This is a genomic window from Mycobacterium persicum (assembly GCF_002086915.1).
Classification (GTDB): domain Bacteria; phylum Actinomycetota; class Actinomycetes; order Mycobacteriales; family Mycobacteriaceae; genus Mycobacterium; species Mycobacterium persicum.
On sequence record NZ_MWQA01000001.1, the window covers coordinates 5330791 to 5348212 of the forward strand.

Consider the following 17422-nt stretch of genomic DNA (forward strand, 5'->3'; position numbering starts at 1 on the left):
GGGTCTGCGGTGTTGAATCAAACCGTGTTGAGCCTGGCCGAAATTTCTGACCGGTTGGAGATCCAGCAACTATTGGTGGACTACTCCACAGCGATCGACCTGCGCCGATTCGACGATCTCGACACGGTGTTCACGCCCGACGCGTACATCGACTACCGCGCGCTGGGCGGTATCGACGGCCGCTATCCCGAAGTGAAGAAGTGGTTGGCCGAGGTGTTGCCGAACTTTCCCGTGTACGCGCACATGCTCGGCAACTTCTCGGTGCGAATCCACGGCGATACCGCGTCGTCGCGGGTGATCTGCTTCAACCCGATGGTGCTGCCGGGCGACCAGCAGCAGGTGCTGTTCTGCGGATTGTGGTACGACGACGAGTTCCTGCGCACCACCAAGGGCTGGCGGATGACGCGCCGCGTCGAATCGAAGGTGTTCCAGAGGGTGCTGTGAGCGTGGCGACCCGCTGCGCCCGGCTGGACACACCGAGCCGCGCTTGCGATCGCCACGGATTTCCCGGGGTCAGCGCCTTCTGGCACAATAGGCGGCTGTCCGGCGCGCGACCCACTTCTGTGGAAGTGCTCGCACGGCGGTTAGACACGCGAGGCAAAACCGGACCCCGGCATCCCGCCCTGGTCGCTGAATTGCAGCGTGACACACAGGAGAAGTCGCTTAATCATGGCTGTGAAGATCAAGCTCACCCGGCTTGGCAAGATCCGCAATCCGCAGTACCGCATCGCCGTCGCCGATGCCCGCACCCGCCGCGACGGCCGCTCGATCGAGGTCATCGGCCGCTACCACCCCAAAGAAGAGCCGAGCCTGATCGAGATCAACTCCGAGCGCGCCCAATACTGGCTGTCGGTGGGTGCTCAGCCCACGGAACCCGTCCTCAAGCTGCTCAAGATCACCGGCGACTGGCAGAAGTTCAAGGGACTTCCGGGTGCGGAGGGACGGCTGAAGGTTGCCCCGCCCAAGCCCAGCAAGCTCGAGTTGTTCAACGCCGCGCTGGCTGCCGCAGAGGGCGGTCCCACCACCGAGGCCGCCAAACCGAAGAAGAAGTCGCCGGCCAAGAAGGCCGTCAAGGGTGCCCAAGAAGCCGGCGCCACCCCTGAGGCCGGTTCCGCGGCCGAGAAGACAGAAGCGCCTGCCGAGGGTGCCGAACAATCCGAGCCGACCGAAAGTTGACCGGCGCCATGAGCACCGTGGTAGTCGACGCTGTCGAACACCTGGTCCGCGGGATCGTGGACAATCCCGACGATGTGCGGGTGGATATGGTGACCAGCCGTCGTGGACGAACGGTGGAGGTTCACGTGCATCCCGACGACCTGGGCAAGGTGATCGGCCGCGGGGGGCGTACCGCGACCGCGCTGCGCACGCTGGTTGCCGGTATCGGCGGCCGGGGCATCCGCGTCGACGTGGTGGACACCGACCAGTAGCTGAGTCCATGCTCATGGAGCGCCCATGGAGCTGGTAGTCGGGCGTGTGGTGAAGGCGCACGGTATCAGCGGCGAACTCGTCGTCGAAGTCCGCACCGACGATCCGGACATCCGGTTCGCCCCCGGAACGCTGTTGCGCGCCAAGAGTTCCCGCGACCCGGGCCAGGGGCGCAGCTATGTGATCGACAGCGTGCGCGACTATGGCGTGCGGCTCCTCGTGCGTTTGGCCGGTGTCACCGACCGTGTTGCGGCCGACGCGTTGCGCGGCAGCGTGTTCGTCATCGACTCCGCCGATCTGCCGCCGATCGGGGAGGCCGACACCTACTACGACCACCAGCTGGAGGGTCTGCGAGTCCGCACGTCGACGGGCCAGGACGTCGGCGTCGTCGCCGAGGTGCTACACACCGCTGCCGGCGAGCTATTGGCGGTGCGGCGTGCGGCAGGCAGCCAGAAGGGCGAGGTATTGGTGCCGTTCGTCCGCGCCATCGTCACTTCGGTGTCGCTGGAGGACGGTGTGCTGCAGATCGATCCACCAGACGGCTTGTTGGATCTGGGCTAGCAAGAGGCCTATCGATATGAAAATCGACATAGTCACCATCTTCCCCGGCTACCTGGATCCGCTGCGGCAGTCGTTGCCGGGCAAGGCAATTGCGTCAGGGCTGGTCGACTTGCAGGTGCACGACCTACGGCGGTGGACGCACGACGTGCACCGCTCGGTGGACGATACGCCGTACGGCGGCGGCCCGGGAATGGTGATGAAGGCGCCGGTATGGGGGGCGGCGCTCGACGAAATATGTTCTGCCGGAACGCTTTTAGTAGTTCCCACGCCCGCTGGTGCGCTGTTCGACCAGGCTACCGCGCAGCGTTGGAGCGCTGAGCAGCACCTGGTGTTCGCCTGCGGCCGTTACGAGGGCATCGACCAACGAGTCATCGAGGATGCCGCCCGGCGGATGCGCGTGGCAGAGGTCTCGATCGGCGACTACGTACTACCCGGTGGCGAGTCGGCGGCCGTGGTCATGATCGAAACCGTACTGCGGCTGCTGGCCGGAGTCCTGGGCAATCCCGATTCCGTCCAGCTTGATTCGCACTCGCCAGGTCTGGAGGGGCTGCTGGAGGGGCCCAGCTACACCAGGCCACCGAGTTGGCGTGGTCTGGACGTGCCTGAGGTCCTGCTCTCCGGTGACCACGCCCGCATTGCCGCCTGGCGTCGGCAGGTCGCGCTGCAGCGCACTCGCGAGCGGCGACCCGAACTGGCCCCACCAGACTGAGACCCCACCGAGCTGAGGCTGCCGAGCAGCCGCAGACTCGCACACGGGAAGCCGCAGCTATGCGATTGTGTGTCTGCTCGCGCCCCCAGCGAATGCCCGAGCGCCGGAGCGGATCAGATACGGCCGTTGGGGAAGATCGTCCTGACGGCTTGGGTGATGGTTTCGCGCGCGGTGGCCTCGTCGGAAGCTTGCAGCGACTCGATCACCATGATGTAGCGGCGGTCAGAGCCCACCACACCGGTCGACAGGTGCATCCAGCTCGCCCCGATACAGCACATCCAGCCTTGTTTGACCGCGACCGGCTCCGCGTACAACCCGTCGGGAATGCCGAACCGCTGGGGGTAGCCGTCGACTCCGGTCGGGGTGGACCGGGCCAGGTCGTTCACGATGAAGCCGGCGCGGTCCAGCGGCAGTCCACCCGTGCCGTCGAGCAGCATCTCATAGTAACGGATCAAGTCGGGTGAGGTACTGATCGTGTTCCACCAGCGCCCGTCGCTGGGCGGCATGGTCGACGTCAGGCCATATCGGGCGGCGACTTGGGTGATGGTGGCGTCGCCGCCGAGCTGATTCCAGAACCTCTCGGCGGCGCCGTCGTCGGATGACCGCAGCATGAGGTCCAGGGCCTGGTGATCGTCTGCGGTGAGGGTGAGTTTGCCCTGTGATTCCTGCAGCAGCAGCTGGTCGGCGATGAACAGCTTGGACACCGAGGCGGTCGCGATGATCGAGTTGTTGCCGTTGGAGACCAGTTGCCGGGTCGCGCGATCGAGAACGGCGACCGACAACGTGGCGCCCTTAGCCGCGGCCTCGTCGGTCGCCTGCTGGATGCGTTCCTGCACTCCGCTCAACCCGGCGCCGGGCAGCAGCGCATCCGGTGCGCCGGGCGGGGCGATCGCCCGCAACAACAGCTCGACGAGCTGCTGTTGCGGCTGGGCGGGGTAATGCGACGCGCTGTGATCAGGCGTGCTGTATGCCTTCGCCTGTACCTTTGCCTCACACGCCGCAACCACGACCAATGCCACCGCCGCCGCGGCGGTCAGCATCGTAAGCGGCCGTGCTCGCATCCTTCTCCTCTTGCATCTTCCGGCATCGCGAAGACGTGCAGGTGGGCGGCCGCATTGCCATGTGCCCGGGCATCACGCAAAAGTGCGGGTCCGACTCATGCGGTTTGACCCCGTTCATATGTACCATTCGCCGGTGCTTGCTGGCGGGCGTGAACCGCGCGGATTTCCTGTGATTTTCATGGCACGCACGGCGTCTGGCACAATTGACCAGTTGTCCGCGCAGGCCGAGTGTCCTCGCTTGCTGCGGTATACAGCCATAAGCCCGTATCCATCGGCTTGATAAGCGCCTCACGCCCGCGTGTCGGCGGTTCACCAGGCCGCGAACCGGAGGAAGTGTCTTTCCATGAACAGGCTGGACTTCGTCGACAAGGCGTCGCTGCGCGACGACATCCCGGCCTTCAGCCCGGGTGACACCATCAACGTGCACGTCAAGGTCATCGAGGGCGCCAAGGAGCGTATCCAGGTGTTCAAGGGCGTGGTGATCCGCCGGCAGGGCGGAGGTATCCGCGAGACGTTCACGGTGCGTAAGGAAAGCTACGGTGTCGGCGTCGAACGGACTTTCCCGGTGCATTCGCCGACCATCGACCACATCGAGGTGGTGACGCGCGGCGACGTTCGCCGCGCCAAGCTGTACTACCTGCGGGAGCTTCGCGGCAAGAAGGCCAAGATCAAGGAGAAGCGCTGACCGGCGCTGCCGTGGTGACCGGGCGGCCCCGACACGCCAGTCGCAAAGGACGCGGCGTGTGCTGGCTACGCTGATCCCGTGACCGAAACCACGGACTCCCCGTCTGAGCGCGAGCCCGGCGCTGGTCAGCCGGAATCGAAGGCGTCTGGCCCCGAATCTGACACCACCGGCGCGACAGCCCCGCCGGCCGGCGCGGCCGAGTCCGCAGAAGCCGACAACGGTCAAGCCAAGCCGGCCAAGAAGTCGACGCTGCGGGAACTTGCCACGCTGACGGTGATCGCGGTGGTGCTCTACTACGTCATGTTGACGTTCGTGGCGCGTCCTTATCTGATTCCTTCGGAATCGATGGAGCCCACCCTGCACGGGTGTTCGACCTGCGTCGGTGACCGCATTCTGGTGGATAAGCTCACCTACCGCTTCAGCTCGCCCAAACCCGGCGACGTCATCGTCTTCAGAGGACCGCCCTCGTGGAACGTTGGTTACAAGTCGATTCGCTCGAGCAATACGCTGGTGCGCTGGATGCAGAACGCGCTGTCGTTCATCGGTTTCGTGCCTCCTGACGAAAACGACCTGGTGAAACGCGTCATCGCGGTCGGTGGACAAACGGTCCAGTGCCGCTCCGACACCGGCCTGACAGTCAACGGCAAACCCCTCAAGGAGCCGTACCTCGATCCCTCCACCATGATGGCCGACCCGTCGGTCTACCCCTGTCTGGGCAGCGAGTTCGGCCCGGTGACCGTTCCGCCCGGGCGAGTGTGGGTGATGGGCGACAACCGGACCCATTCGGCGGATTCCCGCGCGCACTGTCCGATGATGTGCACCGGGGATCCCATGGCGGGCACGGTGCCGATATCCAACGTGATCGGCAAGGCCCGCTTCATCGTGTGGCCGCCGTCGCGATGGGGTGTGGTGCGGTCGGTGAACCCGCAACAAGGGCAGTAGCCATGGCTGGACTATGAATAGAACCTGGCCGCCACGGACGGTGATCCGCAAAGCTGGGGGTTTGCGCACCCTGGAATCCGCACTGCACCGCAGCGGGCTGGGTCCGGTCGCAGGGGTGGACGAGGTGGGGCGCGGCGCCTGCGCCGGTCCGCTGGTGGTGGCAGCGTGCGTGCTGGGCCCGAATCGCTTGGAAAGCCTTGCCGCCCTGGATGATTCGAAGAAGCTTACCGAGAAGGCGCGGGAGAAGCTGTTTCCATTGATCTGCCGCTATGCCCTGGCCTACCACGTGGTGTTCATCCCGTCGGTCGAGGTCGACCGGCGCGGTGTGCACGTGGCCAACATCGAAGGCATGCGGCGCGCGGTCGCCGGGCTGGCGGTGCGACCCGGCTACGTGCTCAGCGACGGCTTCCGAGTGCCCGGGTTGCCCATGCCATCGCTGCCGGTGATCGGGGGCGACGCGGCGGCCGCGTGCATTGCCGCGGCCAGCGTGCTGGCGAAGGTCAGCAGAGACCGATTGATGGTCACGATGGACGCGCAGTACCCGGGATACGGTTTCGCCGAGCATAAGGGCTACAGCACACCCGCGCACACCCTCGCGCTGGCCCGGCTGGGTCCCTGCCCGGAGCATCGTTACTCCTTTGTCAACGTCCGCCGGGTTGCGGACGGATCGGACGTCCGGGTGGTGGCCGAGTGCGATCCGGACCCTCCGGAAGAGCGTGGCGAAGTCCGGTGAGGAAAGATGGTGCGCGAGTTCTCGACGCGGCGACGTTTCGCGCCGTGTAGCGCTCAGGGCTCGGCGGGACCCTGGGCCGGGAAGTCAGGCATATTGGCTGGGAGAAGGACGTCTGAGCAGATGAGTGGCAGATGAGTGCAGAGGATCTCGAAAAGTACGAAACCGAGATGGAGCTCTCGCTGTACCGCGAATACAAGGACATCGTCGGCCAGTTCAGCTATGTCGTGGAAACGGAGCGACGCTTTTACCTGGCGAACAGTGTGGAGATGGTGCCGCGTAACGCCGACGGCGAGGTGTATTTCGAGCTGCGGCTGGCCGACGCCTGGGTATGGGATATGTACCGGCCCGCTCGGTTCGTCAAGCAGGTGCGGGTGGTCACCTTCAAGGACGTCAACATCGAGGAAGTCGAGAAGCCTGAGCTGCGGCTGCCTGAATAACCGCTGAATAACCGCGGTGTGGCCGCGCGGCTCTTCGGCAGAGACCGCGGATTACTGATCGTGGGGCGGCAGCTGGCCCCGGTTCTCGATGACCTTGCGCGCCACGTCCGCCAATTTGATATTCAGGCCCTGGGAATGGCGCCGTAGCACGTCGAACGCGTGGTCCTCGGTCATGTCGTGCAGCAACATCAGCATGCCGACCGCCTTGCCGATTTCGCGGTTGCTGAGCAGCCCCCGGCGCAGGCTGGCGGCGTCTTCCCCGTGGGCGATGGCGTTGACGGCCACGCTGGCGAACGACGCCAGCACCGCCGCCCGCCCGGCGGATTCGGTGTCGAAGCGGTTGGGGGCATCGGCGAACAGGTTGAGTGCGGCGGCCTTGCGTTTGTCGATTTGCAGCCGGAAGCCCATGGCGCCGCGCACCGGCGTATCGGCGACCAGGGCGGCCGCGAACTTGGGCCACTGGCTGGGCGTGGTCAGGTCCGTTTCGATCTGCGGGGTTTCTTCCTCGATCGCGTCGATGCACGGGCCGTCGCCGGCGCGCCGTTCGATTTCGTCGATGCGCTGTGCCAACCGGTCGCTGGCGCCGACAGTGACGTAGCGGTCATTGGTCTTGACCAGCATGCTGGCGTGGTCGCAGCCGGGAACGATCAATGTCGCCGCGACACAGATGGCGGCGTAGATTTCGGACGGATTTGCCCCTTGATAGATGATCTCGGCCAAGGCGGAAAAGACGGTGGCCGGATCGGCCATCGTCGCGCCCGATGTCGAGCCCTGGGAGCTGCGCTTCGGTGCGCCCGCCACGTCCCTCCCTCACATCAGCCGCCGAGACCCCCGCCCCGGCGTGCTGGCCGTAGACTACCGGCCGCGGTTATCTGCTCAGGCTCCGACAGCACGTTCCAACTCTTTCAGCGATGTCTCCAGGTGGCCCAGCATGCGCTGCAGATGTGGCACGCTGCGTCTGCACCCGACGAGCCCGAAGTCCAGATTACCGGCGTTGTTGGTGACCGTGATGTTCATTGCCTGACCGTCGAGGGCGATGGACAGCGGATAATTGCCGACCAGCTGTGCGCCCCGCCAATACAGTGGTTCGGCGGCACCCGGCACATTCGAGATGACGATGTTGAATGGTGGCGGAGCGGTGGCAACGAACCCGGGAATCAGGCCGAAGACCAGACCGCCGGTGAGGAAAACCGACAATGCCAGCTGCTGGACGCGGGGCAGCTGGCTGAACACTTCCTTGTTGTCGCGCATCGACTGGTTGATGGCGTACAGACGCACCGCGGGGTCCTCGACATGGGTACTGAGGTTGCACAAGACCGTGCCCACCATGTTTCCGCCGCGCTCGGCGTCGCCTTCCTTTCGCAGGCTCACCGGGACCATGGCGATCAGCGGCGTGTCGGGCAGTGCGTGCTGGTCGATCAGATAGGCGCGCAGGGCGCCGGCCGACATGGCCAGCACGACGTCGTTGACGGTCACGTCGGCGGCGTTCTTGACCGCCTTGATTCGATCCAGCGACCATGACTGTGCCGCGACCCGCCGCGCGCCGCCGATCCGGACGTTGAACATGGTCTTGGGAGCCCGGAACGGGAGCGTGAGTTGCTGCTCCAGCAAGCCGGCACGTGCCAATGACAGCGTCGACGGCGCCAGGGCCGCCGCCGATCCGACCGTCTGGGTGAGCAGCTTAAGCGGTGAAGATTTCCGGCCGGTGTTGGTGCGTTCTCGCGGCTTCAGCGTCCACGGCACCCGGATCTCGTCGTCGTCGGGGTCTGTGGTCAATGCCCGCTGCATCAACTTCTGCGCCGACACACCGTCTTGCAGGGAATGGTGGAACTTGACGTAGACCGCGTAGCGGCCGTCGTTGAGGCCTTCCACCAGATGTGCTTCCCACAGCGGCCGGTGCCGGTCGAGCAGGCTGCCGTGCAGCCGCGAGGCCAGCTCCAGCAGCTCGCGTACCCGGCCCGGCCGAGGCAACGCGGACCGGCGAAAGTGGTAGTCGAGTTCGACGTTCTTGTCGAAAGTCCACGCAAGATTGGTGACAGCGCTGAAGAACGCCGGATGCTTGCGGAACATCGGCTGGATATCGGTGCACTGAAGCATGGCTTCGTAGGCTTCGGTGACGAAGTTTTCGTCAGCATGCTCGGGCGGCTGGAAGAGTTGCAGGGCCCCGACGTGCATCGGATGTTCGCGCGATTCGCCGAGCAGGAACATCGAATCGGTCGGTGTTATCAGCTTCATATCCGTCTCCCGCGGTAGGCCTGTACACGCGGGATAGCCACCCGCAGCGTGTGGCACACATTAGTCGGACATCAGCCGGACCGGTCGAGCGTTTGGGCGCCGGCGTCACGGGGGAATCCGAGGTCATGGGAGTTACCGTCGCCGTTACCGGGCCGACCGGAGAGATCGGCATCTCGGCGGTGACGGCGCTCGAGCGAGAACCCGCGGTGGAGAAGATTGTCGGGATGGCGCGCCGGCCGTTCGACCCGGCAGTGCACGGATGGACGAAAACCGTTTATCAGCAGGGCGACATCCTAGATCGCGACATGGTGGACGCGTTGGTCGCACGGGCCGATGTGGTAGTCCACCTGGCGTTCATCATCATGGGCTCACGCGCGGAGAGTGCCCGGGTCAACCTGGAGGGCACCCGAAACGTGTTCGAGGCCACGGTTGCCGCGCGACGGCCGCGGCGGCTGGTCTATACGTCCTCGGTGGCCGCATATGGCTACCACTCCGACAACCCGGTACCACTGACCGAGGACACGCCCGCCCGCGGATCGCCCGAGCACTACTACTCCGAGCAGAAGGCGGCCTGCGAGGCTGAACTGGCCGAAATCACCAAAGGCTCGTCACTGCAGGTGTTCGTCCTGCGGCCATGCATCGTCGCCGGACCCGAGGCTCACGCGTTGGCCGAGGCGATGCCATGCAACCAGCTGCCGGCCCCGGTGCGGGCGTTGAGCAAGGCGCTACCGATGTTGAAGCCGATCGTGCCCGATCCCGGTTTTCCGCTGCAGCTGGTGCACCACGACGACGTCGCGGCCGCTATTGCGTTGGCTGCCACCGCTCCGGTACCGCCGGGGGCATACAACATCGCGGCCGACGGCACGGTGACGGTGACGGACGTGGCCAAGGCGCTGGGCGGGCGCCCGGTACGGGTGCCCGCCGCCGCGGCCTCGGCGGCTTCGGCGGCAATCTCGCGATTGCCGTTGGTCCCTTCGCTGTTCGAATGGCTGCATGTCGCACGAACCTCGGTGGTGATGGACACCACCAAGGCCAAACGCGACCTCGGTTGGCGCCCGACGCACTCCTCGGCGGAGACCTTGGCGGCGCTGGCGTCCGCCGTCTGACGCCGGTTGGCGGGGGCGACGGCCGTGGATCGGGTACGTTGAGGCCGTGTTTGCGCGCTCGGCCGCGGCGTCAGCGGAACCTGAAATGGCCCGGTGAGGCGCGTAACGGCACGCCGGCGGGTTAAGCGCTTCGCCGCCGATCAAGTGGGCACCCGACCGGAAACCCTGGTGGTCGAGGAGCCGCTGGAGATTCGCGTCGATGGTGTGCCGGTGACCGTGACCATGCGCACGCCTGGCTCGGATTTCGAACTGGCGCAAGGGTTTTTGCTTACCGAAGGCGTGATTGCCGGTCGCGCCGATGTGCTGACGGTTCGGTACTGCGATGGCCGCGGTGCGGATCGGGTGAACACCTACAACGTTCTCGACGTGACGCTGGCACCCGGGGTGCGCCGGCCCGACCTCGACGTCACCCGCAACTTCTACACCACCTCGTCGTGCGGCGTATGCGGCAAGGCTTCTCTGGAAGCGGTGCGGCTGATCAGCCAGTTCTCGCCGGGTGACGATCCCGCCACCGTCACCGTCGCGACCCTGAAGGCGATGCCCGGCCGACTTCGCGCTGCCCAAAAAGTGTTCGCCCGCACCGGCGGGCTGCACGCCGCGGCGTTATTCGGCGTGGACGGCACCATGTTTGCCGTGCGCGAGGACATCGGCCGGCACAACGCGGTCGACAAGGTCATCGGCTGGGCATCGCAACAGGACCGGGTGCCGCTGGCGGCGTCGGCGCTGCTGGTCAGCGGCCGGGCATCGTTCGAGCTGACCCAGAAGGCGCTGATGGCCGGGATTCCGGTGTTGGCCGCGGTTTCCGCGCCGTCGTCGCTGGCGGTTTCGCTGGCCGAGGAGTCCGGGATCACGCTGGTGGCCTTCCTGCGGGAGGACTCGATGAACGTCTATACCCGGCCCGACCGCATCACTTAGCTGGATGTGATCGGCGTTCTTGGGGATGAACGCGCGACTGTGGATAACTGCGCCATTCCGGGGTGCCGCGGGGTCCGGTGGTGCCTTGGCTGTCGGGAGTGGCATGCAGATTGACCGGCATGACGACGCAGAGGACTTTGACGAGGGCCCAGCTTGGGGCGCTGGGTGAGCAACTGGCCGTGGACCATCTGACCGGTCTGGGGTTGCGGATCTTGAATCGCAACTGGCGCTGCCGGTACGGCGAACTCGATGTGATCGCCTGCGATCCGGGCGCCCGGTCGGTGGTGTTTGTCGAGGTCAAGACCCGCACCGGCGACGGCTATGGCGGGTTGGCGCACGCGGTGACCCAGCCGAAGGTTCGCCGACTCCGTCGGCTGGCCGGGCTGTGGTTGGCCGGGCAGGACCAACGCTGGGCCGCGGTCCGCATCGATGTGATCGGGGTGCGGATCGGCCGGCGGCGGGTACCGGAGCTCACCCACCTCAAGGGGATCGGCTGATGGCGCTGGGACGTGCGTTTTCGGTGGCGGTGTGCGCGCTGGACGGCCAAATCGTGGAGATCGAAGCCGACATCACGTCAGGACTGCCGGGTACACATCTGGTGGGTTTGCCCGACGCGGCCCTGCAGGAGTCGCGCGACCGGGTCCGTGCCGCGGTGACCAATTGCGGAAAAAGCTGGCCCCAGGCGCGGCTGACGCTCGCGCTGTCGCCTGCGACGCTGCCGAAGATGGGATCGGTCTACGACCTGGCCCTGGCGGCCGCGGTGCTGTCGGCGCAGCGCAAGAATCCGTGGCACCGCCTGGAGAAGACCGTGCTGTTGGGGGAGTTGTCGTTGGACGGTCGGGTCCGGGCGGTGCGTGGCGTGCTGCCTGCCGTGCTGGCCGCCAAGCGCGACGGCTGGCCGGCCGTCGTTGTTCCGGCGGACAACCTCGCTGAAGCCTGCCTGGTGGATGGTATCGACGTGCGGGGTGTCCATAGCCTGGGCCAATTGAAGAGCTGGCTGAACGGTTCAGGCGGTTTGGGCGAAAGGGTCGCGCCGGCAGCCATTGTCGAGCAGCGGTCGGCTGATCTGGCCGATGTCGTGGGCCAATCGCAAGCGCGGTTCGCGGTCGAGGTGGCCGCGGCCGGCGGCCACCACGTCATGTTGACCGGCCCGCCTGGTGTGGGCAAAACCATGCTGGCGCAACGTCTTCCGGGATTGCTGCCGCCGTTGTCGGACAGCGAGTCGCTGGAGGTCACCGCGATCCACTCGGTGGCCGGCCTGCTGTCGGGGAACACGCCGTTGATCACCCGGCCGCCGTTCGTGGCGCCGCATCACAGTTCCAGCGTGGCGGCCCTGGTCGGCGGGGGTTCGGGGATGGCCCGTCCGGGAGCGGTCAGCCGGGCCCATCGCGGCGTGTTGTTCTTGGACGAGTGCGCCGAGATCAGCGTGAGCGCGCTGGAGGCACTGCGAACTCCCTTGGAGGACGGCGAGATTCGCCTCGCCCGGCGCGACGGCGTGGCGTGCTACCCGGCCCGGTTTCAACTCGTGCTGGCCGCCAACCCGTGCCCGTGTGCGCCGGCGGATCCGGCGGACTGCATCTGCGCGGCCGCCGTCAAGAGGCGTTATCTGGGGAAGCTGTCCGGACCATTGCTGGACCGGGTGGACCTGAGGGTGCAGATGCATCCGGTGCGGGCGGGGGCGATGTCGGCCGTCGACGGGGAGCCGACCTCGCAGGTTCGCGGTCGCGTGGCGGCCGCTCGAGACGCCGCCGCGCAGCGGTGGCGACCGCATGGCTTCGCCACCAACGCCGAGGTCAGCGGACCGTTGCTGCGGCGCAAATTCCGGCCCGGCAATGCGGCGATGGAGCCGCTGCGCAAGGCCCTGGACCGTGGATTGCTGAGCATTCGCGGCGTGGATCGCACGTTGCGGGTCGCGTGGAGTTTGGCCGACTTGGCCGGGCGAGTCTCGCCGAGCCTCGAGGATGTCGCCACCGCGCTGAGCTTTCGGCAACCGGGAGTCTTGCGATGACTGCAGTGGCCGACGTGCTGGGGGCCTGGGCCTACCTGTCCCGAGTGGCAGAGCCGCCCTGTGCGGAACTCGCCGCCCTGGTGCGCTGTGTCGGCCCGTTGGAGGCGGCAGATCGGGTGCGGCGCGGGCACGTCGACGGCGACTTGGCGCGCCACACCCAGGCCAGGCGCGGAATCGACCGGGCGGCAGCAGACCTCGAACTGCTCATGCGCCGCGGCGGACGACTGATCACGCCCGACGACGACGAGTGGCCGGTGCTCGCCTTTGCCGCGTTCGGTGGCTCTGCAGCGCGCGCCAAGCCGTACAGCGGAGCGCCGATGGTGTTGTGGGCACGGGGCCCCGCGCGTCTTGACGAGGTGGTGTCGCGCGCCGCCGCTATCGTCGGAACCCGGGCCGCGACTGCCTACGGCGAGCACATCGCGGCAGATCTGGCCGCTGGCTTAACCGAGCGTGACGTTGCCGTCATCTCCGGCGGCGCGTACGGCATCGACGGCGCGGCCCACCGCGCGGCGCTCAATTGCGACGGCACCACCGTCGCCGTGCTGGCCGCTGGGATCGACGTCCCGTATCCGGCTGGGCATTCGTCGCTGTTGCACCGCATCGGCGAGCACGGGCTGCTGATCACCGAATACCCGCCCGGTGCGCGTCCGGCCCGCTACCGGTTTCTGACCCGCAACCGGCTGGTGGCCGCCGTCGCGGGAGCGGCGGTGGTGGTGGAAGCGGGCCTGCGCAGCGGTGCGGCCAACACCGCGGCCTGGGCCCGGGCGTTGGGCCGTGCGGTGGGGGCGGTCCCCGGGCCGGTAACGTCGTCGGCTTCGGCCGGCTGCCATGTGCTGCTGCACGACGGCGCGGAGTTGATCACCCGAGTCGACGACATTGTCGAGCTGGTCGGTCACATGGGTGAGCTGGCCGCCGAACAGCCGCGGCCCAGCACTCTCTTCGACGGCCTGAGCGAGGCCGAACGGCGGGTATACGAAGCGTTGCCCGGCCGCGGCGCCGCGACTGTCGACGAGATCGCCGCCGCATCGGGGCTGCTGGCCGAGCAGGTTCTGGGACAGCTGGCGATCCTCGAGGTGACTGGGCTGGCTCGGCGCGACGAGGGCCGGTGGCGCATCGTCCGTGGCGATCGGTCCCGGGCGGGTTCCTCGGGCCGGCTCGTATAGTCGACGAAGGGTCGGGTTTGGACAGGAGGATACGTGGCAGGTCGACCACTGCACACCTTCGATGTCGTTGGCACCCGGCAACTCGCGCCGCATCTGGTCCGGGTGCGGCTGGGCGGCAGCGGCTTCGACACATTCGTTCCCAACGATTTCACCGACTCCTACGTCAAGCTGGTGTTCGTCGCCGACGATGTCGATGTTGCGGAACTGCCCCGGCCGCTGACCCTGGACAGCTTTGCCGGTCTTCCGCCCGCCAAGCAGCCCTCGGTACGCACCATGACCGTCCGCCGAGTTGACACCGCGGCGCGCGAAATCGCGATCGACATCGTGGTGCACGGCGAACACGGGGTGGCCGGTCCGTGGGCGGCTGCGGTTGCACCCGGTCAGCCGATGTACCTGATGGGGCCGGGCGGAGCTTACGCACCTGATCCGGCCGCCGACTGGCATCTGCTGGCCGGCGACGAATCCGCGCTGCCGGCCATCGCCGCCGCGCTGGAAGCGTTGCCCGCCAAAGCAATTGGCCAGGCCTTCATCGAAGTGGCCGGCCCCGACGACGAGATCGAATTGATTTCACCGCAGTCGGTCGACGTGCACTGGGTCTACCGCGGCGGTCGTGCGGATCTGGTTCCCGAGGACCGTGCGGGCGATCACGCACCACTGATCGAGGCGGTTACCACCGCGCAGTGGCTGCCAGGTCAGGTACAGGTGTTCATCCATGGTGAGGCGCAAGCCGTTATGCACAACTTGCGGCCCTACATTCGCAAAGAGCGCGGCGTGGAAGCCAAATGGGCGTCATCGATCTCCGGTTACTGGCGGCGCGGACGTACCGAAGAGACCTTCCGGCAATGGAAGAAGGAACTGGCTGAGGCCGAAGCCGGCGGATGAACGCCGGCTGGCATTCTCATCCCATGGCATACCGGCCCCACTTCGGTGACTACCAGAACGAGATCTATTTCCAGGGCCTGGCCGGGGTGGTGCCGCCGCTGCCGATGGTGTTCGCGGAGTTGGAGGCCAAGGCCGGGGTGGCACTACCGCCGTCGGTGTGGTCCTACGTCGCCGGGGGAGCGGGCGACGAGCGTACCCAGCGGGCTAACCGCGAGGCCTTCGATCGCTGGGGTTTGGTGCCGCGGATGTTCGTCGGCGCCGCCAAGCGCGACCTGTCCGTCGAGATGTTCGGCCTGACCTTGCCGTCGCCGCTGTTCATGGCGCCGATCGGGGTCATCGGGTTGTGCGCCCAGGATGGGCACGGCGACTTGGCCGCCGCACGCGCGGCGGCCCGCACCGGCGTCCCGATGGTCGCATCGACACTCACGGTCGACCCCATGGAAGACGTCGCTGCCGCGTTCGGTGATACGCCCGGGTTCTTTCAGCTGTACACGCCGACCGACCGCGAGTTGGCCGCCAGCTTGGTACGCCGCGCCGAAGCGGCCGGCTTCAAAGGCATCGTCGTCACCCTCGACACCTGGGTCACCGGCTGGCGGCCGCGCGACCTCAGCACGGCGAATTTCCCGCAGCTGCGTGGTTACTGCCTGGCCAACTACACCAGCGACCCGGTTTTTCGCGCCGGCCTGCCGCGCCCGCCGGAAGAGGACCGGCAGGGTGCGGTGCTGCGCTGGGCGCAGGTCTTCGGGCAGCCGCTTTGCTGGGACGACCTCAGCTGGCTGCGTTCGCTGACCGAACTTCCGCTGATCGTCAAGGGCATCTGCCACCCCGATGACGCCCGGCGTGCCAGGGACGGCGGCGTCGACGGCATCTACTGCTCCAACCACGGCGGTCGGCAAGCCAACGGCGGGCTGCCCGCGCTGGACTGTTTGCCGGCCGTTGTCGAGGCCGCCGACGGGCTGCCGGTGCTGTTCGACTCGGGGATTCGCAGCGGCGCCGACGTCATCAAGGCGCTCGCGATGGGCGCGACTGCCGTCGGTGTCGGCCGCCCTTACGCCTACGGTCTGGCGCTGGGCGGAGCCGACGGCATTGTGCACGTGTTGCGCATGATGCTTGCCGAAGCCGACCTGATCATGGCCGTCGACGGTTACCCGACGCGCAAAGATCTCACCCCGGACACACTGCGGCGCGTCAACTGAAACGCCGCGCCGGGTCTGCGACGGTGGGGGCGTGTCGGATAAGCACCACGTAATCCTCGAGGAGTTCGACGACTACCTGGCGCTGCAATGCGGACGGTCGGCGCACACCCGCCGGGCATACCTGAGCGACCTGCGGTCGCTGTTCGCCTTTCTGGCCGACCGCGGATCGGCGCTGGAATCACTGAGCCTGCCGCTGTTGCGGGCATGGTTGGCCAGCGCATCCGGCGCCGGAGCCGCACGCACCACGCTGGCCCGGCGCACCTCGGCGGTCAAGGCATTCACGGCATGGGCGCTCCGGCGCGGATTGTTGACCGGCGACCCGGCCGCCCGGTTGCAGGTTCCGAAAGCCCACCGCACGTTGCCCGCCGTGCTGCGTCAGGATCAGGCGCTGGCGGCGATGACGGCCGCGAAATCCGGCGCCAAGCAGGGTGATCCGCTGGCCCTGCGGGACCGGTTGATCGTCGAATTGCTCTATGCCACCGGAATTCGGGTGAGCGAGCTGTGCGGCCTGGACATCGACGACGTCGACACCGGGCATCGGGTGGTGCGGGTGCTCGGTAAGGGCAACAAGCAGCGCACCGTGCCCTACGGACGGCCCGCCGCTGAGTCGTTGCAAGCCTGGCTGGCCAACGGCCGTCCCGCGCTCGTCACGGCCGAGTCTGGGCCGGCCCTACTGCTGGGAGCGCGGGGACGGCGGCTCGACGTGCGGCAGGCGCGCACTGTGGTGCACCAGACCGTCGCCGCGGTGAACGGCGCGCCTGATATCGGGCCGCACGGGCTGCGGCACAGTGCAGCCACACACCTCCTCGAAGGCGGTGCCGACCTGCGGGTTGTCCAGGAGTTGCTGGGCCATTCCAGTCTGGCCACCACGCAGCTGTATACCCATGTCGCGGTAAACCGGCTGCGGGCGGTGCACGATCAGGCCCATCCCCGGGCCTAACCCGGCTCCTCGGCGGGCGCGACAGTCCGTATGTCGGTCCCAGGTCACGCTGATCACACCCGCCTCAACAGCCTCTAGGTCCGGTGGGGTGTCCGAGGTGCCCACCTCACTCGGAAATTCATGGTGACCACGAATGCGGCTGGTCAACGATGTCCTCTTGCGCAGCCTTGGATGCCTGGCTCTGTTTTCGGCACACCTTGGCGGCGTTTTCGGCATGCCGATACCGCACCTTGGCTCAAATCGCTCGTGATGGCAGGCGTTCGGGAGAGGCCTCAGGTGCTCACCGTTATCGGCTGGCATGCCGCCCTATCGAGTGTGCAGTGGCGGGTGTGTCCCGAGCGTGGAAGGGAGTTCGATGTAGGTAGAGCTTTCCGAAGCGGTGCTGTGCAGGAGATGAAGGATTGTTGGCCCTTCGGAGTCGCCC

19 protein-coding genes and 1 pseudogene are annotated in these 17422 nt (G+C 66.9%); 17 read left to right on the plus strand and 3 right to left on the minus strand.

Annotated features, from left to right (window positions below; all coding sequences use genetic code 11):
• Positions 1-24: 24 nt before the first annotated feature.
• The 5 genes from B4U45_RS24135 to trmD all read left to right on the plus strand — a co-directional run bounded on the left by B4U45_RS24135 (position 25) and on the right by trmD (position 2695).
• Positions 25-444 (plus strand): nuclear transport factor 2 family protein, encoded by a 420-nt coding sequence (locus tag B4U45_RS24135; protein ID WP_075548627.1) that lies wholly within the window; start codon positions 25-27, stop codon positions 442-444.
• Between the two features lie 225 nt (positions 445-669).
• Positions 670-1176: a 30S ribosomal protein S16 gene (rpsP, locus tag B4U45_RS24140; RefSeq protein ID WP_075548609.1), complete on the plus strand. Its 507-nt coding sequence runs from the start codon at positions 670-672 to the stop codon at positions 1174-1176.
• Positions 1177-1184: 8 nt separating this feature from the next.
• Complete coding sequence (locus tag B4U45_RS24145) at positions 1185-1427, plus strand: RNA-binding protein (protein ID WP_003878715.1); 243 nt, start codon at positions 1185-1187, stop codon at positions 1425-1427.
• Between the two features lie 25 nt (positions 1428-1452).
• On the plus strand, positions 1453-1986 hold the full coding sequence (gene rimM / locus B4U45_RS24150) for a ribosome maturation factor RimM (protein ID WP_075548608.1): 534 nt from the start codon (positions 1453-1455) through the stop codon (positions 1984-1986).
• Positions 1987-2002: 16 nt separating this feature from the next.
• Positions 2003-2695 (plus strand): tRNA (guanosine(37)-N1)-methyltransferase TrmD, encoded by a 693-nt coding sequence (trmD, locus tag B4U45_RS24155; protein ID WP_075548607.1) that lies wholly within the window; start codon positions 2003-2005, stop codon positions 2693-2695.
• Between the two features lie 113 nt (positions 2696-2808).
• Here trmD and B4U45_RS24160 read toward each other — a convergent pair whose 3' ends face one another.
• Positions 2809-3756, minus strand: a complete 948-nt coding sequence (locus B4U45_RS24160) for a serine hydrolase (protein WP_075548606.1) — start codon at positions 3754-3756, stop codon at positions 2809-2811.
• A 343-nt stretch (positions 3757-4099) separates the two neighbouring features.
• Between B4U45_RS24160 and rplS the strand changes: the two genes are divergently transcribed.
• The 4 genes and pseudogenes from rplS (at position 4100) to B4U45_RS24180 (ending at position 6553) form a co-directional block, all read left to right on the plus strand.
• Positions 4100-4441 (plus strand): 50S ribosomal protein L19, encoded by a 342-nt coding sequence (rplS, locus tag B4U45_RS24165; protein ID WP_075548605.1) that lies wholly within the window; start codon positions 4100-4102, stop codon positions 4439-4441.
• Positions 4442-4519: 78 nt separating this feature from the next.
• Positions 4520-5383 carry a signal peptidase I gene (gene lepB / locus B4U45_RS24170; RefSeq protein WP_075548604.1) on the plus strand — a complete coding sequence of 288 codons (864 nt, stop codon included), beginning with the start codon at positions 4520-4522 and terminating at the stop codon, positions 5381-5383.
• 13 nt (positions 5384-5396) lie between these two features.
• Positions 5397-6138 (plus strand): annotated as a pseudogene (locus tag B4U45_RS24175) (ribonuclease HII); the annotation flags it as partial.
• Between the two features lie 109 nt (positions 6139-6247).
• Positions 6248-6553 (plus strand): DUF2469 domain-containing protein, encoded by a 306-nt coding sequence (locus B4U45_RS24180; RefSeq protein WP_012393608.1) that lies wholly within the window; start codon positions 6248-6250, stop codon positions 6551-6553.
• A 51-nt stretch (positions 6554-6604) separates the two neighbouring features.
• On the opposite strand, the gene B4U45_RS24185 is transcribed toward B4U45_RS24180, so the two are convergent.
• Positions 6605-7303, minus strand: a complete 699-nt coding sequence (locus tag B4U45_RS24185) for a GAF and ANTAR domain-containing protein (RefSeq protein ID WP_075548602.1) — start codon at positions 7301-7303, stop codon at positions 6605-6607.
• Between the two features lie 126 nt (positions 7304-7429).
• A complete protein-coding gene (locus B4U45_RS24190) occupies positions 7430-8788 on the minus strand; it encodes a WS/DGAT/MGAT family O-acyltransferase (protein ID WP_075548601.1) in 1359 nt (452 codons plus the stop codon).
• 125 nt (positions 8789-8913) lie between these two features.
• On the opposite strand from B4U45_RS24190, the gene B4U45_RS24195 reads away from it, so the two are divergent.
• The 8 genes from B4U45_RS24195 (at position 8914) to B4U45_RS24230 (ending at position 16998) form a co-directional block, all read left to right on the plus strand.
• The gene (locus B4U45_RS24195; RefSeq protein WP_083154290.1) at positions 8914-9894 is read left to right on the plus strand and encodes an NAD-dependent epimerase/dehydratase family protein; all 981 of its coding nucleotides are present in this window, start codon (positions 8914-8916) and stop codon (positions 9892-9894) included.
• Positions 9895-9987: 93 nt separating this feature from the next.
• Complete coding sequence (gene fdhD / locus B4U45_RS24200; RefSeq protein WP_075548600.1) at positions 9988-10809, plus strand: formate dehydrogenase accessory sulfurtransferase FdhD; 822 nt, start codon at positions 9988-9990, stop codon at positions 10807-10809.
• Positions 10810-10928: 119 nt separating this feature from the next.
• Positions 10929-11306: a YraN family protein gene (locus B4U45_RS24205; protein ID WP_075548599.1), complete on the plus strand. Its 378-nt coding sequence runs from the start codon at positions 10929-10931 to the stop codon at positions 11304-11306.
• On the plus strand, positions 11306-12817 hold the full coding sequence (locus B4U45_RS24210) for a YifB family Mg chelatase-like AAA ATPase (RefSeq protein WP_075548598.1): 1512 nt from the start codon (positions 11306-11308) through the stop codon (positions 12815-12817). Before B4U45_RS24205 ends, B4U45_RS24210 begins: the two co-directional genes overlap by 1 nt.
• Positions 12814-13980, plus strand: a complete 1167-nt coding sequence (gene dprA, locus B4U45_RS24215) for a DNA-processing protein DprA (RefSeq protein WP_075548597.1) — start codon at positions 12814-12816, stop codon at positions 13978-13980. Before B4U45_RS24210 ends, dprA begins: the two co-directional genes overlap by 4 nt.
• 33 nt (positions 13981-14013) lie before the next feature.
• Positions 14014-14862, plus strand: coding sequence for a siderophore-interacting protein (locus B4U45_RS24220; RefSeq protein ID WP_075548596.1), 849 nt, complete (start codon positions 14014-14016; stop codon positions 14860-14862).
• Between the two features lie 23 nt (positions 14863-14885).
• Positions 14886-16058 (plus strand): lactate 2-monooxygenase, encoded by a 1173-nt coding sequence (locus B4U45_RS24225; protein ID WP_075548625.1) that lies wholly within the window; start codon positions 14886-14888, stop codon positions 16056-16058.
• A gap of 52 nt (positions 16059-16110) precedes the next feature.
• The gene (locus tag B4U45_RS24230) at positions 16111-16998 is read left to right on the plus strand and encodes a tyrosine recombinase XerC (protein ID WP_075548624.1); all 888 of its coding nucleotides are present in this window, start codon (positions 16111-16113) and stop codon (positions 16996-16998) included.
• The last annotated feature ends 424 nt before the right edge of the window (positions 16999-17422 follow it).